The organism is Bradyrhizobium sp. 141 (genome assembly GCF_023074055.1).
Taxonomy (GTDB): domain Bacteria; phylum Pseudomonadota; class Alphaproteobacteria; order Rhizobiales; family Xanthobacteraceae; genus Bradyrhizobium.
Map to the genome: position 1 here is coordinate 144,311 of NZ_JADPKR010000064.1, position 16,204 is coordinate 160,514.

Consider the following 16,204-nt stretch of genomic DNA (forward strand, 5'->3'; position numbering starts at 1 on the left):
CGCAACAATCGGCGCGTAATAGGGATCGCCATGCTTCGCATCGTCCTCTTCCTCGTCCTGATTGCGCTGGCGGCGGCCGGCGCCGCCTGGGTTGCCGATCAGCCCGGCGAAGTCGTCATGACCTGGGGCGGCTGGCGCGCCTCGCCGACCATTCCGGTGTTCGTGCTCCTTCTCGGCGTCTTCGCCGTTGCGATCGTCCTGCTCTGGAGCATCCTGACCGCGACATGGCGATTGCCGGGCCGCATGCGCCGTCGCCGCCACGACAAGCGCCACGCCCGCGGCCGTCACGCCATCACCCACGGCCTGCTCGCGATCGGTCATGGCGACACTGCGCTCGCCCGCCGTCACGCCGTGGCGGCGCGGCGGCATGCCCCGAATGATCCGCTCGCGCTGCTGCTGCATGCGCAGTCGGCGCAGCTCGAAGGCAATCGCGACGAGGCGCAGCGCGTCTTCCGCGCCATGGCCGAGCGCGAGGATACGCGCCTGCTCGGCCTGCGCGGCCTGTTCATCGAGGCGCAGCGCGCCGACGATGCGGTCGGCGCCGTGATGATCGCGGAGGAGGCGATCAAGCTGTCGCCGTCCTCGACCTGGGCCTCGCATGCGGTGCTCGGCTTTCGCTGCGCGCGCGGCGACTGGAGCGGCGCGCTCGCGATCCTCGATTCGAATCTGTCCGCGGGCCTGATCGACAAGTCGGCCTATCGCCGCCAGCGCGGTGTGCTGCTCACCGCACGAGCGCTGGAACTGCAAACCATGGACCGCGACGTCGCGCGCGAGAGCGCGATGGAAGCGATCAAGCTTGCGCCGACCCTGGTGCCCGCCGCGGTGCTTGCCGCAAAATTCGAGAGCGAGGCGCATCAGGTGCGCCGCGCCATGAAGCTGGTCGAGGCCGCCTGGCTCGCCAACCCGCATCCCGATCTCGCCGACGCCTATGCACATGTGAAGCTCGGCGATACCGCCTGGCACCGCTTGCAGCGCGTCGAGACGCTTGCGGCCAAGACGCCTGCCGACAAGGCCGGCCATATCGAGGGTCAGATCGCAATCGCGCGTGCCGCGATCGACGCCTCCGAGTTCGCCCGCGCGCGCGAGGTGCTGGCGCCCTATGTCAGCGATCCGACCCAGCGCGTCGCGCTGCTGATGGCCGAGATCGAGCGCACCGAGCACGGCGACGGCGGCCGCGCCCGCGCCTGGACCCTGCGCGCGGTGCGCGCCCGTCACGATCCGGCCTGGACTGCGGACGGTTATGTCAGCGACCGCTGGCGCCCGGTCTCCCCGGTCACCGGCCGCCTCGATGCGTTCCAGTGGCAGACGCCGGTTGCGAGCCTGCCTTCGGACAGGGGCGCCACGATCGAATCCTCGGCCTTCGAGGAGGCCATGCTGGCGGCCCCGCCGCCGAAGCGGGTGACGGCGGCCCCAAGCGAAAGCCAAGTGGAACCGACGGTGACAGCTCCAGCTCCAGCCCCAGCGCCGGCCGCTCAGGACAATTCACCCCTGATTGCCAAAGAAGAGCCGGCAGTCGCGCCTGCCGAACCGGTCCAACCGACGCCCGAGCCCGCCGAATCAACGTCCCCAGCGGCAACACCGGTGTTCAGGGCCCGTGCTGACCTCGGCAAACCCGCGGTAGCACCGATTCCCGCAGTCATCCCGATCGTCCGGGCTCCAGACGATCCCGGGATTGATGACGAGGGTCCGAGCGATGAATTTACGGAACAAATCGGCACGCCCAAGGCCCAGGCCGGGGGCTGGCGTGGATTCTGGTCCCGCTGGGGCGCGTGAGCCGCATTTCGAACCCGCCTTGTCCTTGCCAATTCGGGCCATGCCCGATATCAGGAGCGCGCGTATCGGGGCCGGCTTCGTCCGGACTCCGGCAGGGTTCGCCGCAATAGCTCAGTTGGTAGAGCACGTCATTCGTAATGACGGGGTCGGGGGTTCGAATCCCTCTTGCGGCACCAGCGCCTCGATTGATCCAATCCTCACAAGCCTGCGCTCTGCTCACCGAGGCCGGCTCGCGCGCGTTGCGCTCCGCCCTTGTGTCACTACGATGCGCTGCCGATAAAATGCGTGCAGCGGGGCAAGTGGTGGGTACGGAGACGAGGGCCAGGACGGATTGGAACGCATGGCTGCGGATCTCCGGCCTGGTCATTCTCGCCGCCGGCATCACCGCCGTTGTCGCCGCGAGATCGCTCGAAGCCTCACAGCTGCACGGGCGGTTGTCCGTTCCTCCGCTTTATGACGACGTCTCCTATTTTCTGGACGCCATCAGGTGGATGAATGCGGTCGAAGACCAGAGCATCGTCGCCAGTGTCTGGAATCTGCTTCACGACCACGCGCCGTTTTCGACGATGGTGGCGCTCACAGGGCTTGTGCTGTTTCCCGGCAGCTTCATCGGGCCTTATCTCATCCACGCCGTGGTGGTCTTTGCATTTCTGCTCGGGATCGTCTGGCTGACGTGGCGGCGGCCTGTGCTCGAGATCGCGGTGTGCCTGATTGCGGTCTCTTGCGTACCGGTGCTGTGGCACACGGTGACCGAGGCGCGACCAGATCTGCCCTCAGGTCTTTTCATCGGCCTTGCTGCCGGGGCGATCGTATCCCGCGGCGTGCTCGATCGCGGCGCACGCGCCCTGGCCGGTCTCGGCGTTGCCTGCGCACTGGCTGTCAGCATCAAGCCGACCGCGTTCTTTGCCACGCTCGCTCTGCTCGGCAGTTCATTTGCGATCCGGCTGTTCGTCGATTGCCTGGAGGCGGGCGGATTGCGGACCTCGATCCGCAAGGCGCTCGGTGCGCTGCTGTGGTTCGTGCTGCCGCTGATTGCGACAACGGCCCTCTTGATCGGGCCTGCTCTGGTCGAGACCGTCACCTACATCCTTCACGTTTTCGTCGGTCAGCGCGACCTCTGGACGACAGGCGAAAGTTTCTCGGCCGGTTTACTGCGCTTCTCGATCGGCGGCGAAGGTCAGTTCGGCCTGCATTATTGGCTCGCCATCGGGGCGGGCCTGATGCTGCTGCGCCTGGTGCTCGCGGCCATTCACGGAAGCGCCGCGCTGCGCGACGCGGTCGTTCTGCTCGCGGCCGTGCTGATCGCCTATGCAATTCCCTCCGTCGCGGCGATCAAGACCTACTATTTCGGCGCGATGTTCTATGGCCTGTTCATCGTCGCGATGGTTCTCAATGGGTGCGCCAGTCTGGCGCTCATCGAAGAGCTGCTCGTCCGCTTCGGTCTCCGCAACGACATCCGCCGCTACCTGCTAACGGCCGGCCGGGTGCTGGCGCTCGCATTTGTTCTCCAGCTCTTTCTCAGGCACGTCGTCATGGGTCAAATCAGCACTGCGACGCCGCTGAGCGCGCAGCAGCAGGAGAGCATCCGCCTTGCGACCGGGCGGCTCTGGTCATTGCTGCGCGAGATCAAGCCGAAAACGCCCGGCCCGCTCTATGTCGGCTTCTCGAGCCCTTATCCGGTGACGTCGGCGACGATCCAGCTATACGCTGCGCAAGCGAAGATGAATCTCGTCATACGCAACGAGCTTTATTATCGGAGCGCGCAGGAAACGGGCGACGCGTTGTTGCGGTCGGAGATCCTCGTCGTCTCGAGCTCGATCCAGCATACGCTGGTCGGCCCGCGCGTCGGCGATGAGCTCATCGCCCGCATGGACGCGGAGAAGAACGTCTGCCTGCTCGACAGCATGAGCTTTCCGGACGTGAGCTTGCGGGTCTATCGGCGCGGGTGTTGATCGCAGCCGGCCGGTTCGAAATCGCGCGGCGGCTGTGTGAGGCCGGTCACTTAACGTCAGGCACGTCGCCCGTAATGTCCCGGTCACGCCAACACGGGGAGATTTCATATGCGCAAGATCATTCTGGTTGCCGCCATGGTCCTGGCTTCCGCATCTGCCCAGGCAGACGGCTCGCGCAGCCTGTCGCTGTCGGCGGCGGGCGCTCAGACCGCCGCTCCACTGTCCACGCCGACGTCGGCGACCACCACCACGGCGCAGGTAAGCGAAACTGCGCCAGCCACCGAGGCGCCGAAATATTCCGATCGTCCGCCGGCGGTGTCGCTCTCTGCGCCGGCGGCGACCACTTCGACCGTAACCACGCCTACGACGAGCGTCGCGCCGGTCACGACGACCAAGCCCGCCACCAAGTCCACGGCGAGGGCAGACAAGCCGAAGCCCAAGCGTAGTTGGACCGAGCGCCGCATCATCAGCGAGCTGCACCGTCACGGCATCTATTGGTGAGCCGCGGACCTGTACCCCAATCTCGCCGTCATGCCCGGGCTTGACCCGGGCATCCACGTCTTCGCCCCTGCTCCAAAAACGTGGATGGCCGGGACAAGCCCGGCCATGACGCAAAAGTTTGACGGATCACTAGAGCTTACTGCGAAACCGTCTGCACCACGCTTGCGATCGGACGCGCGCTGGAGGTCGGCACCTTCAAGTCCTTCAGCAGAGCCTCGTCATATTCCGGCAGCGTCTGGAAGGTCGTCTTGGCCTTCATCTGCACGACCTTGTAGCCGCCGGCCTTGAGCCGCGCGAGCAGCGTCGGCATGGCCAGGCCGGTATTCTTCTGGAAATCGTGCATCAGGATGATGCCCTTGCCGAGCTTGTCGAGCCTGGTCATCACGGTCTCGACGATCTTCTCCGGCGTCGCACCCTTCCTGAAATCGAAGGAGTCGATTTCGGTCGAGAACATCGCGACGTTACGGGTGGCGAAATAGGCCACCATCGCGGGATTGTGCTGAAGCTGCGGGAAGCGAAAGAACGGCGCCGGGTTGGTGCCGAGCGCAAATCTCACCGCGCTAAAACCCTTCTCGACCTCGTCCTTGACCTGCTGCTCCGTCAGCTTCTTGCTGTTCAAGTTGACATGCGACCAGGTGTGCGTGCCGACCGTGTGGCCCTGGGCCAGCACCTGTTTCAGGATTTCCGGATGATAGGTCGCGTGCTTGCCGACCGAGAAGAACAGGCCTTTTGTGCATTCGTCCGCGAGTGCCTTCAGAACCGTGGGCGTATTGACCGGCCACGGACCGTCGTCGAAGGTCAGCACGACCTCCTTCTCAGTGAGAAAGTCGAACTGCTTGAAGTGCTCGAAGCCGAAGCCCGGCCCGCCGGTGGTGTCGATCTCCACGACGCGGGAGACGCCCAGCGCGTTCGGATTGGCGCAGGCTTGTCTCGGCTGGACGGGCATAGCGGGGGCGGGAGCCGGTGCCGCCGCCGGCTTGGCCGCGATCGTCGCGGTGGTCTCGACGTCATCCCTGGCGGCGAGCTTCGCCGGTGCCGGCAATTGGTCGGCGGCACGGGCGGCAATTGTCTTGGGAGCGGCCTGATCGGCGCGCGAGGAATAATAAAACCAACCGCCGGCGGCAATCACGACCGCCGCAACTACACTGGCCAGCATCAGGCCCAACGCATTACGCATCGCTAATCTTTCCAATTACGCAACCAAAGGGGGCGGAATTTCCCGCGCGACGAGCCATTAATGCGAAGTAACAGTTAACGTGACACCAACACGACGGCGGTTGTGGAGGAATTTCAGGGAGGTGCACCAAAAGTGACCGAGGTCACAGTCGGGCGCCGCCCGTGACCATCATCACAGTGGAAACTGTTTTGCTGGAGCATCGTGGTTCCCATCAACAACCGGGGCCGTTGCGACGGCGCCAATGGGAGCTTCAAATGACCAAGTCTCTAAACACCAAGTCGGTTACCAGCAGGATCCGCGACACCAGCCTGGCTCTGGGCTTTGCCGCCATCGTTTCGATCGCTTCGACGAGCGCAAGCTTCGCCTTCTCTTCCGAGGCGCAGCAGATGTGCACCGGCGACGCCTTCCGCCTGTGCTCGTCGGAAATCCCCAACATCCCGAAGATCACGGCGTGCATGAAGAAGCACCGCTCGGATCTGAGCGCCGGCTGCCGCGCGGTGATGGACAAGGATCTGGCCAAGGGCGCGTCGCGCAAGGTCGCTGACGCCCAGAACAGTCAATAAGAGCGCGCGCAACAACGATCGTTGTGCCGCTCAGCTCCCCTCGCGATGTGCCCCGGCGTCAAGCCGGGGCCACGCGGCGGCACTCTCCCGCTCGGCAATAAAGCCGTTGCAGCCCCGGGATCGTGGCACTAGCTTCCCCGCACATCTTTCCGGGTAAGAGGCATTACGCGATGACCAGATTCCTTTTCATCATTCCTTTGCTCCTGTGCGCCTCAGTCGCAACAGCGCAGCAGCCCGGCCACGATGCCTGCGCGCGCGATGTCAGTCGCTTCTGCCGCGCCGTGATGAACAATGGCGACGGCGCCGTGCTCGCCTGCCTGAAGCAGAACCGCACGCGGCTGAGCAAGGGCTGCGACAAGGTGCTGACCGAGCACGGGCAGTGATCGTCATTCCGGGGCGCGCGAAGCGCGAACCCGGAATCCATCCAGCGACAATTTCCTGAGAGAAATGGATTCTCTGATGCGCAATTGCGCATCATAGCTCGCGCCTGACGGCGCGCCCCGGAATGACGAGAAGGCCTACGTGCTGCTTCCCGCCGCGGTCGCGACCACCGGCAGCACCTCTTCGCTGGCACGATCCGGCGTCTCTTCCTTCCAGCGCACCGAGCCGAACGGACGCTCCAGCATGCGGCGGATCCGCACCGGCTCAGGGCCGATGTGGAAGGCGATCGCCTCCTGGTGCAGCGCGCGTTCGGACTGGGTCGAGCGGTTGCGCTGGCGTAAGTAATCGAACCAGGTCGGGCAGTGATAGCGCTCGGTCCACAATTCAGGATCGGCGATGTCGCGGGCGATCGACCAGCCATAGGCGCCGTTGCGCTGCCGGGAGAGCTGCACGTCCTGCATCACATTGTGGAACGCGCGCGCGTTCTCCTGGGCGACGCGATATTCGATCTCGACCACCAGAGGGCCGCTGCGTCCTGTCAGCGACAGCTTCACCTCGGGATCGGCCAAAACGTCGGCATCCTCGTTGCGGGCACCGACGCGCGGCATCGTCAGCCAGATCCCGAGCAGCGGCGAGATCAGCATCAGGCCAGCCGCAGTCAGCAATGCGACCTCGACACCGGCATAGTCGGTGAGATGGCCCCAACCCCAGGCGCCGATGGCGATGCCGCCGGAAATCGAGGCCTGGAATGCGGCGAGCGAGCGGCCGGCGACCCAGCGCGGCGCCGAGAGCTGCACGCCGATATTGAACAGCGCGATGGCGGCCATCCACACCGCGCCGGCCAGCACCAGCGCGGTTGCGGTCAGCACCGGCTCCGTACTCAGGGCAAGCGCGGCCATCGCAAATGCCATCGAGATGGTGCAGGCGCGGATCGCGGCCTCGCCGCTCATGCGCTTGCGCAATTCGTGGATATTGAGCGCGCCGATCACGGCGCCCATGCCAAAGGCGCCCAGCATGATGCCGTAGGTTTGCGCGCCGCCATGCAACAGGTCGCGCGCGACCAGCGGCATCAACGCCATGATGGCGCCGCCGATCAGGCCCATTACCAGCGTGCGCAACAGCACGATCTTGATCGGCGGCGAATTGGTGATGTAACGGAAGCCGGAGACCATGGCGCGGTTGAGTTTTTCCCGCGGCAGGCGAGAGGGCTCGGTGCTGCGACGCCACAACAGCAGCACCACCAGCAGCGGCAGATAGAGGATCGCGTTGCAGGCGAAAGCCGCGACCGCACCGAGCGCGGCGACGATGACGCCGCCGACCGCGGGGCCGAAGCTGCGCGCGATGTTGTAGCTGATGCCGTTCAGCGCGACGGCTGAAGGCAGCGCATCGGGTGGCACCTGTTCGTTGACCGAGGACTGCCAGGCCGGGCCGAACAGCGCGTTGCCGCTGCCCACCACGAAGCAGAAGGCGAGCAGGGTCTCAGGGGTGATGAGATTGAACCCGGCCAGCACCGTCAGCATAGTCGCGCCCGTGAGAGCAATCATCAGCGAGATCAGGGTGACGATGCGGCGGTCATACATGTCGGCGATGGCGCCGGCCGGCATCGAGATCAGCATAATCGGCAGCATCAGGGCGGTCTGCACCAGCGCGACCTTGTCCGCCGAGGCCGCCATCTGTGTCATCGCCCAGGCCGCGCCGACGCCCTGGATCAGGAGGCCGAGGTTGGAGAGCAGGCTGGCGAGCCAGATGCGCCGGAACACGGTGTACCGCAGCGGCGCGGTGATGCCGTCGGCGGCCATTCTCTGGCGGTTCGGCTGCTCGGTCATATCCCCTTCCATATGGGCTGGCAGAGTGGTCTTGGTGTGGTCGTTGGGCGCTTCCGGCAAATTCAGTGATGCCCGCGAAAGTCCTTCGCTGTCCAGAGGTTAGGCCGCTATAAGCGGTGCAAAGAGGCGGTTTGCCGGGGAGGAACAGATGAAGCTGTCGCGACGGACGATCCTGCAGGGGGCGGGCAGCCTGGCTTTCGCGGTTGCGAGCGTGCGGACGGGCGCGATGGCCCAGACCCCCTCCGCGGGGACCGCGCCGGGCGCGGAGGTGCCGCCGATCCTGTTCGTCCACGGCAATGGCGATTACGACGCGCTCTGGATGACCACGATGTGGCGGATGGAATCCAACGGCATTACGCGCGATCGCATGGCGGCAATCAATTTCACCGATCCGCTGGCCCGCAGCGACGACAAGGTCGAGCAGGCGAATCGCTCCTCGAGCGAGGATCAGCGCCGCGAGCTCGCCGCTGCCATTGCTGATCTGAAGCGCCGTACCGGGGCGCCTCGCGTGGCGCTGGTCGGCAGCTCGCGCGGCGGCAATGCGATCCGCAACGTCATCAAGAATGGCGGTGCTGCGGATGTCAGCCATGCCGTCTTGTGCGGCACGCCCAATCACGGCGTGTTCGCAACCGACGACCAGCCTAACAACGAGTTCAACGGCCGCGGCCCGTTCCTGCGCGGCCTGAACGAGGGCGAGAGCGAGGTGACACCGGATGTTGCCTTCCTCACATTGCGCAGCGATGGCATGGACAAATACGCCCAATCCGACGGCCGCTTCATCGGCAAGCCCGGCACGCCGACCGGCGTCACCAATGAAGGGCCGGAGCTGAATGGCGCGACCAATCTTGTGCTTGGCGCACTCGACCATCGTGAAGTGGCGTTCCACCCGCGCGCCTTCCGCGAGATCTACAAATTCATCGCGGGCCGCGAGCCCACACGCATTGCGATTTTGCCGGAGCCAAGCGTCCGCCTGAGCGGCCTCGTCACCGGCACGCCCGGCGGCGTGTCGACCAACCGTCCTGTGGCGGGCGCAACCGTCGATATTTTCCGCGTCGACCCTGATACCGGTGAGCGCAAGGGCAATGCGCTGCACAGCGCAACGACCGGCGCCGACGGTCGCTGGGGTCCCGCACAGGTCGATGCCTCCTGGTCGCTGGAATTCGTCCTGACCTCGCCGGGTGCGCCGATCACACACATCTATCGCTCGCCGTTCCCGCGCTCGTCCGACGTCGTCCATTTGCGCGCCGCACGGCCGCTCGGGCCAGCCGACAAGGACGCCGGCGCGGTCGTGATCATGTCGCGGCCGAGGGGTTATTTCGGACTGCCGCGGGACGTCGTGTTGCTGGACGGCAAGGAGCCGGCTGACGTCAAGCCGGGCGTGCCGACAGATTCGGCGGCCACATTGCGGCTTGCGGCCGGCGAGGTTGGACGTAACATCGTGGCTCAATTCGGCGAAGAACGAATTGTGGCACGCACCTGGCCCGCCCTAGAGAACAGGATTGCGATTGCCGAGCTGACTTACTAGCTGTTTGCCTGGGTCCCATCTCTCGGGAGAGAGCCATGAACATCGCCAGCGTACGTCGGCCCATCATCCCTCCGGCTCCCCCGCGTGCGCCCGACGACATGTCATTTTTCGGTCGTCTCGCGGTGATCCGCCAGAACATGATCGCAACCTGGGGGCAGCGCGCCTACGAGGAAGACGTTGTCGAGGGGCGCTTCTTCTTCCGCAACAGCTTCATCCTGAACCGGCCGGATGCGATCCGGCACGTCCTGCTCAACAATTACGAGAATTATACGCGCACGCCGGCAGGAATCCGCATGCTGCGCCCCGTGCTCGGCGACGGCCTCCTGATCGCCGAAGGCCATTCCTGGACGTTTCAGCGCCGCACGCTCGCGCCGGCCTTCACGCCGCGCGCGACCGCAAATCTGGTCCCGCACATGACGGGGGTGCTCGACGAGACCATCGCAAAACTGGATTCCCGCTCGGGTGAAGACGTCGACCTGCGCGAGGTCATGCAGCGCATGACCCTCGAAATCGCCGGGCGCACGATGTTCTCGTTCGGCATGGACCGGCATGGCGCGACCCTGCGCAATTTCATCATGGAATATGCCGCGCGGCTGGGACGCCCGTATCTCCTCGACATGGTGCTGCCGGTGTCCTGGCCGAGCCCGATGGATTTTGCACGGGCGCGTTTCCGCAAGCGCTGGACCGAGTTCGTTGCCATGCTGATCGCCGAACGGCGTGCGGCCGGCAAGAAGGACGGCGCACCGCCGCGTGACCTGTTCGATCTCATGGACGAGGCGCGCGATCCTGAAACGGGTAAGGGCTTCTCCGACGAACAGCTCGTCGACGAGGTCGCGACCATGATCCTCGCTGGTCACGAGACCACGGCGACGGCGCTGTTCTGGGCGCTCTATCTGCTCGCGCTCGATCCTGATACGCAGGAAGAGGTGGCGTCCGAAACGCGCGGCGAGCATCTCGACAGCATGGTCGACATCGATCGCCAGAAGTTCACCCGCGCGGTGATCGAGGAGACGATGCGGCTCTATCCGCCGGCCTTCCTCGTGGCACGCGCCGCACGCGAGAAGGACAATGCGGCCGGCGTCGAGATCGGCAAGGGCGACATCATCATGATCGCGCCTTGGCTGCTGCACCGGCACGAGAAACTGTGGGATCAGCCGAATGCGTTCATTCCCAAGCGCTTCATGTCGACGGAGGCGCCCGATCGTTTCGCCTATTTGCCGTTCGGCGCGGGTCCACGCGTCTGCATCGGTGCGCCGTTCGCGCAAGCTGAATCCGTGCTGGCGCTGGCCCGGTTGATCGGCGCATTCCGCGTCGAGCTCGCCGATACGACGAATCCCGTGATCCCGCTCGGCGTCGTCACGACTCAACCGGACCACTCACCCATGTTCCGCATCACGCGTCGGTGACAGGCAATTTGCCTGGCCGATGGCGTGATTCAACTCACAGAGCCCCGCCATGAGCGATATCCAGGCCCAGTTTTCCGTTCTGAAGCAGACCGCCGACGCTAAAGTGGTCGACGCGATCGCGCGCCTCATCGAGGACGGCGAGGATCACGAGCTTAACCGCGTCAATGTTATCGACTTCGCCACGCAGTACGGCGTCGACGAAGAGCACGCGATCTCTGCCTTCCTGCATGCGGCGCGGCTCGGCCTGTTCGATCTCGGCTGGAACGTGTTATGCCCGGGCTGCGGCGGCGTGCTGGGGGCGCATTCGACCCTAAAGGCGCTCAAGCCGGATGACTATCACTGTGCGCTCTGCGCCTGCGGCTACAAGACCTCGGTCGACGATCAGGTCGAGGTCTCCTTCACCGTCAATTCACGTGTCCGGCGCATCGCGGCGCACGATCCTGATACGCTTCCGGTGTGGGAATATTTCAAGCAAATGTTCTGGAGTTCCGGCGTCGACTTCAACAAGGAATCGTTCGCGGCGCTCGCCAACGAGGTAACGCTGGACACGATGGAGCTGCCGGCCGGCGAGAAGGCGACCATGTCGCTGCAGCTGCCGAGTGACTTCGTCATCATCTTCGAGCCGGTGACGCACGCCGCCCATTTCATCGACGTTCAGGGCGAGCCGACCAAGGATCGCCAGCAGCTCGCCATCATGTACAACAAGGTGCAGGCTCCGACGGGCACCACGACCATGCGGCCGGGTCCGCTGCGGCTGTCGCTGGAGAACCAGGCCGGCGTGCGCGTGCTGCCTTCGGTGTTCATCGCGGCCGAGGCGCTTCATCATCTCATCGGCAAGCGCAAGCCGTTCCTTACGGCCAAGCGGATGCTGTCGAACCAGACCTTTCGCGATGTGTTCAAGGCGGACAATCTCAGTCTCGACCAGCGGCTCCAGATCACCTCGCTCACCTTCCTGTTCACCGACCTGAAGGGATCGACCGCACTCTACGAGCGTGTCGGCGATCTCGCCGCCTTCGATCTGGTGCGCGCGCATTTCCACGCGCTGCTCGAGATCATCTCCTCCGAGAAGGGCGCCGTGGTGAAAACGATCGGCGATGCCGTGATGGCGACCTTTGTTCGTCCCGAGCATGCCATCGTCGCAGGCCTGCGGATGCGCGCGGCGATGGACGCGCTCAACAAGCAGCGTGGCACCGACGATCTCATCGTCAAGATCGGCATCCATGAAGGCCCCTGCCTCGCGGTCATGCTCAACGAGCGGCAGGATTATTTCGGCCAGACGGTCAACATCGCCGCCCGCGTGCAGAGCCTGTCGACCGCGCAGGAAATTCACATCACCGGCCCGGTGCTCGATGCGCCCGCAGTCGCCGAGGTGCTGGAGCGGCGTGCGATCAAGCCGATCCAGAAACAGGCGGCGCTGCGCGGCATCGCCGACAAGATGGTGGTGTACGAGATCCCGTGAGGGGGTTTCCGCTGTCGTCCCCGCGAACGCGCTAGTGCATGCACTAATGCGTTCGCAGGGACGACATCTGCGGATTCAGCGCCCTACTCGCACCCGAATCACAGCGTACAGATTGCCGAAACGTAATGCGGCGCGCGGAACTGACGCACATTGCGCCGGTTGAGTTTCCTCCTCATATAATGGTGTAACAGCCGCGCTCCGCGCGGCGCATTGATTTCGGTAGGACCTTATGCTCGACGGCCTGCGCCAATTCATCACCGACATTGTCGCCCCCCATGACCAGAATCGCACGTTCGGTGACAGCGATTATCGGTTGGCTGCGACCGCGTTGCTGGTCCACGTGGTCTCGCTGGACGGCCAGCCGACAGCGGCCGAGCAGCGCAAGCTGCACGGCCTGATTGAAAGCCATTTTGGGCTCGACCGAGGTGCCGCGGACCGGCTGATCGCCGACGCCACCCAGGTCGAGGGCGAGGCGGTGGATCTGTATCACTTCACCAGCGTCATCATGCGCTCGCTCGACGAAGAGGGTCGCAAGCGCATCGTGCAGATGATGTGGGAGCTGGTCTATGCCGACGGCCAGGTCACCGAATTCGAGGACAACGTCGTCTGGCGCGCCTCCGACCTGCTCGGGATTGCCCAGCGCGACCGGATCGAGCTGAAGCACGCTGTTGCGGACCGTGCCGGCGGTCAGCTGAAGGACAGCGCCGTCGGTGGCTGACCGGTGCCACCGCGCGGATGGCCGGTTTTGCGGATCGCATGACGAAACTTTAATGTAGCTGCCGGCCGCTTTGCGTCCGGATTCATCCGCAAATCAGCGGTTTTCGTGCTCTCTCTGACCTCCGCTCAAGCGGCCATGCTGCCAGGGCCGCTTGCCTGTCGCGCACGGCCTATGCTCTGGTTCCATCATTGCGGGGCCAAAATCTTCACTTCATGAGACTTGGATCAAGAGACTTGGATCGTGACTGAGCGGATAACGTTGATCACCGGTGCCTCGGCGGGCATAGGCACGGAGCTGGCGCGCGTATTTGCCGCCAACGGACATCGCCTGGCGTTGACGGCGCGGCGGGCGGATAGACTTGAGGCGCTCGCGAACGAGCTCGTCGCCAAGGGCGGCAAGAAGCCGATCGTGATCGCCTGCGATCTCCAGCATACGGACGCCGGCGAAACAATCGCAGCAGCGCTCGCCGCCGAAGGCGTCGAGCTCGATCACCTTGTCAACAATGCCGGCTTCGGCGTGTTCGGCGACGCCATCGAGCGCGATCGCGACGAGCAGGTCGGGATTGTCGATGTCAACGTGAGGGCTCTGACGGATCTGTCGCTGCGCTTTGCCGATCAGCTCATCAAGAACAAGGGCGGTCTTCTCAATGTCGGCTCGGTCGCGGGATTCCTGCCCGGTCCCGGCATGGCCGTCTATTATGCGTCCAAGGCCTACGTGATTTCCTTCACCGAAGCGCTGCGGGCGGAGCTCGCGCCGCGCGGTGTTCGCGTCACCGTACTTTGCCCGGGTCCCGTGCCCACCGAATTCCAGGCGCGCGCCGGGGTCGGCTCCGGACATGATACGGCTCTTCTCAATGTTTCTGCTGCCGATGTCGCCCGGGAGGCCTATCGCGGGCTGATGGCCAATAAAAGAGCAGTGCTGCCGGGTCTGGGCATCAAGATTGTGCCATTTGCGCTGCGCTTTTTTCCGCGGGGCTTCATCCTGGCCGCCACCAGTCGGTTCCAGAGGCAGAGGCGCTAAGTAGAGCCTTAGGCGTCCGTATTGGCCCGGAGCTTGCTTCGGTTTCGATGTGTGCGCGAACTCACACGAAATTAACGATCACTTAGTTATGCTGGCGGTCTGAACCAATAGCTTTCGCAAGGACAATGTCGTTCCGGACGGACAGGTTTGGTAGCGCAGAAGTGGTGCCCTTCCCGCGAAGGACGCCCGGCGCGACTGCCTCTGATTCGACAAGCGGCCGGCCGGTTCTCATTGTCCTGCATCAGGAATCCTCGACCCCCGGCCGCGTCGGCAATGCGCTGCGCGCGCTCGGCCATCGCCTCGATATCCGCCGTCCCCGCTTCGGCGATCCCCTGCCCGAGACGCTCGATCAGCATGCCGGCGCCGTGGTCTTTGGCGGTCCGATGAGCGCCAATGATTCCGACGACTATATTCGCCGCGAGATCGACTGGATCGAAATTCCGCTGCGCGAGCAGCGGCCGTTCCTCGGCATCTGCCTTGGGGCGCAGATGCTCGCGATGCAGCTCGGTGCGCGCGTCGCGCCGCATGCAGATGGGCTGACCCAGATCGGCTATTACCCGATCCGTCCGACCGCCGCGGGCCACGCGCTCTGCCCGGCCTGGCCAGCTCAGGTCTACCACTGGCATCGCGAGGGATTCGAGCTGCCTGTCGGCGCAGAGCTGCTCGCAGAAGGTGACGATTTTCCGGTGCAGGCATTTCGCGCCGGCAATGCTCTCGGCGTGCAGTTTCATCCTGATGTGACCTACGCGATGATGCATCGCTGGACCACGCGCGGCTATGACGGCTTCGGCGCGCCCGGTGCGCGGCAGCGACACCATCATTTCGCAGATCGTGCCGTGTACGATGCCGCGGAGCGCGCCTGGCTCGATCACTTCATCGACGGCTGGCTGGCGCGCCGGCCCGTGCTGGCGCAAGCCGCCGAGTGATCGCGGCTTCGAGCAGGTCCTTGGCGCAGATCCTTCGCGCAGATCCTTGGCGCAAGTCCTTGCCTCTGCCCCTGATATGCTAGGCTCTCTGCCAACGAGCGCGCACCAATGCGTGCCGGCAAACATGGGAGAGCGCCGTGGCCTACGAACACATTCTCTACGAGGTGAGCGACAAGATCGCGACCATCACGCTCAATCGCCCTGACCGCATGAATGCGTGGACGCCGGCCATGGAGCGCGATGTGCGTCATGCGATGGAAGCATCAAGCGCCGACGACAATGTCCGCGGCATCATCCTCACCGGCGCGGGCCGCGCTTTCTGCGCCGGCGCAGACATGGATGCGCTCAAGGGGCTCGACCCCGATGACGTCAGGCGTGCCTCGAACCTGCCGCCGTTCGACATGAATCGCCGGCCGGACTGGCAGACTCGCTATGGCTTCTACCCGTCGATCGGAAAGCCTGTGATCGCCATGCTCAATGGCGCCACCGCCGGCATCGGACTCGTGCACGCACTCTATTGCGACCTTCGCTTTGCCTCCGACAATACCGTGTTCACGACGGCCTTCGCGCGGCGCGGTCTGATTGCTGAGCACGGCATCAGCTGGATGCTGCCGCGCATCGTCGGCCACGCCAATGCGATGGACCTTCGGCGCGCCGCGTTTCGAGCGACGAGGCGCTGCGGATCGGACTGGTCAATCGGCTCTGCTCGCCCGAGAAGCTGCGCGAGGAGACCTACGCCTATGCGCGCGACCTCGCCGATTTCGTCTCGCCGAGCGCAATGGCCGTGATCAAGCGCCAGCTCTACGAGGTGCCGTTCCAGACGTTGGCGGAGGCGACGATCGAGGCTAACAGGGAGATGATGGTGGCGCTGGGTGGCAGCGATTTTCGGGAAGGCGTGGCGAGCTTTATGGAGAAGCGGCCGCCGAGGTTTACGGGGAGGTAGGGGGAATTCGGAGAGAGCCCGCCGTCGCCCTTCG

At 64.7% G+C, this 16,204-nt stretch carries 13 protein-coding genes, 1 tRNA gene and 1 pseudogene; 13 read left to right on the forward strand and 2 right to left on the reverse strand.

Going from position 1 to position 16,204, the window contains the following annotated elements:
• Positions 1–30 precede the first annotated feature (30 nt).
• From IVA81_RS18830 to IVA81_RS18845, 4 genes are all read left to right on the forward strand, one after another.
• On the forward strand, positions 31–1,773 hold the full coding sequence (locus IVA81_RS18830) for a heme biosynthesis HemY N-terminal domain-containing protein (RefSeq protein ID WP_247320761.1): 1,743 nt from the start codon (positions 31–33) through the stop codon (positions 1,771–1,773).
• A 100-nt stretch (positions 1,774–1,873) separates the two neighbouring features.
• Positions 1,874–1,949: transfer RNA gene (locus tag IVA81_RS18835), tRNA-Thr, on the forward strand.
• 126 nt (positions 1,950–2,075) lie between these two features.
• Positions 2,076–3,725, forward strand: coding sequence for a hypothetical protein (locus IVA81_RS18840; protein WP_247320763.1), 1,650 nt, complete (start codon positions 2,076–2,078; stop codon positions 3,723–3,725).
• A 108-nt stretch (positions 3,726–3,833) separates the two neighbouring features.
• Complete coding sequence (locus tag IVA81_RS18845) at positions 3,834–4,226, forward strand: hypothetical protein (RefSeq protein WP_247320765.1); 393 nt, start codon at positions 3,834–3,836, stop codon at positions 4,224–4,226.
• 136 nt (positions 4,227–4,362) lie between these two features.
• Here the strand turns inward: IVA81_RS18845 and IVA81_RS18850 are convergent, their stop codons facing one another.
• A complete protein-coding gene (locus IVA81_RS18850; RefSeq protein ID WP_247320766.1) occupies positions 4,363–5,403 on the reverse strand; it encodes a polysaccharide deacetylase family protein in 1,041 nt (346 codons plus the stop codon).
• A gap of 254 nt (positions 5,404–5,657) precedes the next feature.
• Here IVA81_RS18850 and IVA81_RS18855 point away from each other — a divergent pair, with 254 nt between their 5' ends.
• Together IVA81_RS18855 and IVA81_RS18860 are read left to right on the forward strand one after the other, a co-directional pair.
• The gene (locus tag IVA81_RS18855; RefSeq protein ID WP_247320847.1) at positions 5,658–5,966 is read left to right on the forward strand and encodes a hypothetical protein; all 309 of its coding nucleotides are present in this window, start codon (positions 5,658–5,660) and stop codon (positions 5,964–5,966) included.
• Between the two features lie 170 nt (positions 5,967–6,136).
• Complete coding sequence (locus IVA81_RS18860) at positions 6,137–6,349, forward strand: cysteine rich repeat-containing protein (protein WP_247320768.1); 213 nt, start codon at positions 6,137–6,139, stop codon at positions 6,347–6,349.
• Between the two features lie 135 nt (positions 6,350–6,484).
• Here IVA81_RS18860 and IVA81_RS18865 read toward each other — a convergent pair whose 3' ends face one another.
• A complete protein-coding gene (locus IVA81_RS18865) occupies positions 6,485–8,173 on the reverse strand; it encodes an MFS transporter (RefSeq protein WP_247320771.1) in 1,689 nt (562 codons plus the stop codon).
• Between the two features lie 148 nt (positions 8,174–8,321).
• Here IVA81_RS18865 and IVA81_RS18870 point away from each other — a divergent pair, with 148 nt between their 5' ends.
• The 7 genes and pseudogenes from IVA81_RS18870 to IVA81_RS18900 all read left to right on the forward strand — a co-directional run bounded on the left by IVA81_RS18870 (position 8,322) and on the right by IVA81_RS18900 (position 16,170).
• The gene (locus IVA81_RS18870) at positions 8,322–9,698 is read left to right on the forward strand and encodes a hydrolase (protein ID WP_247320773.1); all 1,377 of its coding nucleotides are present in this window, start codon (positions 8,322–8,324) and stop codon (positions 9,696–9,698) included.
• Positions 9,699–9,733: 35 nt separating this feature from the next.
• Positions 9,734–11,104 (forward strand): cytochrome P450, encoded by a 1,371-nt coding sequence (locus IVA81_RS18875; protein ID WP_247320775.1) that lies wholly within the window; start codon positions 9,734–9,736, stop codon positions 11,102–11,104.
• A 49-nt stretch (positions 11,105–11,153) separates the two neighbouring features.
• Positions 11,154–12,563: an adenylate/guanylate cyclase domain-containing protein gene (locus IVA81_RS18880; protein WP_247320777.1), complete on the forward strand. Its 1,410-nt coding sequence runs from the start codon at positions 11,154–11,156 to the stop codon at positions 12,561–12,563.
• A 229-nt stretch (positions 12,564–12,792) separates the two neighbouring features.
• Positions 12,793–13,281 carry a TerB family tellurite resistance protein gene (locus tag IVA81_RS18885; RefSeq protein WP_247320779.1) on the forward strand — a complete coding sequence of 163 codons (489 nt, stop codon included), beginning with the start codon at positions 12,793–12,795 and terminating at the stop codon, positions 13,279–13,281.
• A gap of 240 nt (positions 13,282–13,521) precedes the next feature.
• Positions 13,522–14,301: an SDR family oxidoreductase gene (locus IVA81_RS18890; protein ID WP_247320781.1), complete on the forward strand. Its 780-nt coding sequence runs from the start codon at positions 13,522–13,524 to the stop codon at positions 14,299–14,301.
• A 125-nt stretch (positions 14,302–14,426) separates the two neighbouring features.
• Positions 14,427–15,227 carry a glutamine amidotransferase gene (locus IVA81_RS18895; RefSeq protein WP_247320783.1) on the forward strand — a complete coding sequence of 267 codons (801 nt, stop codon included), beginning with the start codon at positions 14,427–14,429 and terminating at the stop codon, positions 15,225–15,227.
• A 137-nt stretch (positions 15,228–15,364) separates the two neighbouring features.
• Positions 15,365–16,170, forward strand: a pseudogene (locus IVA81_RS18900) (enoyl-CoA hydratase).
• Positions 16,171–16,204 lie beyond the last annotated feature (34 nt).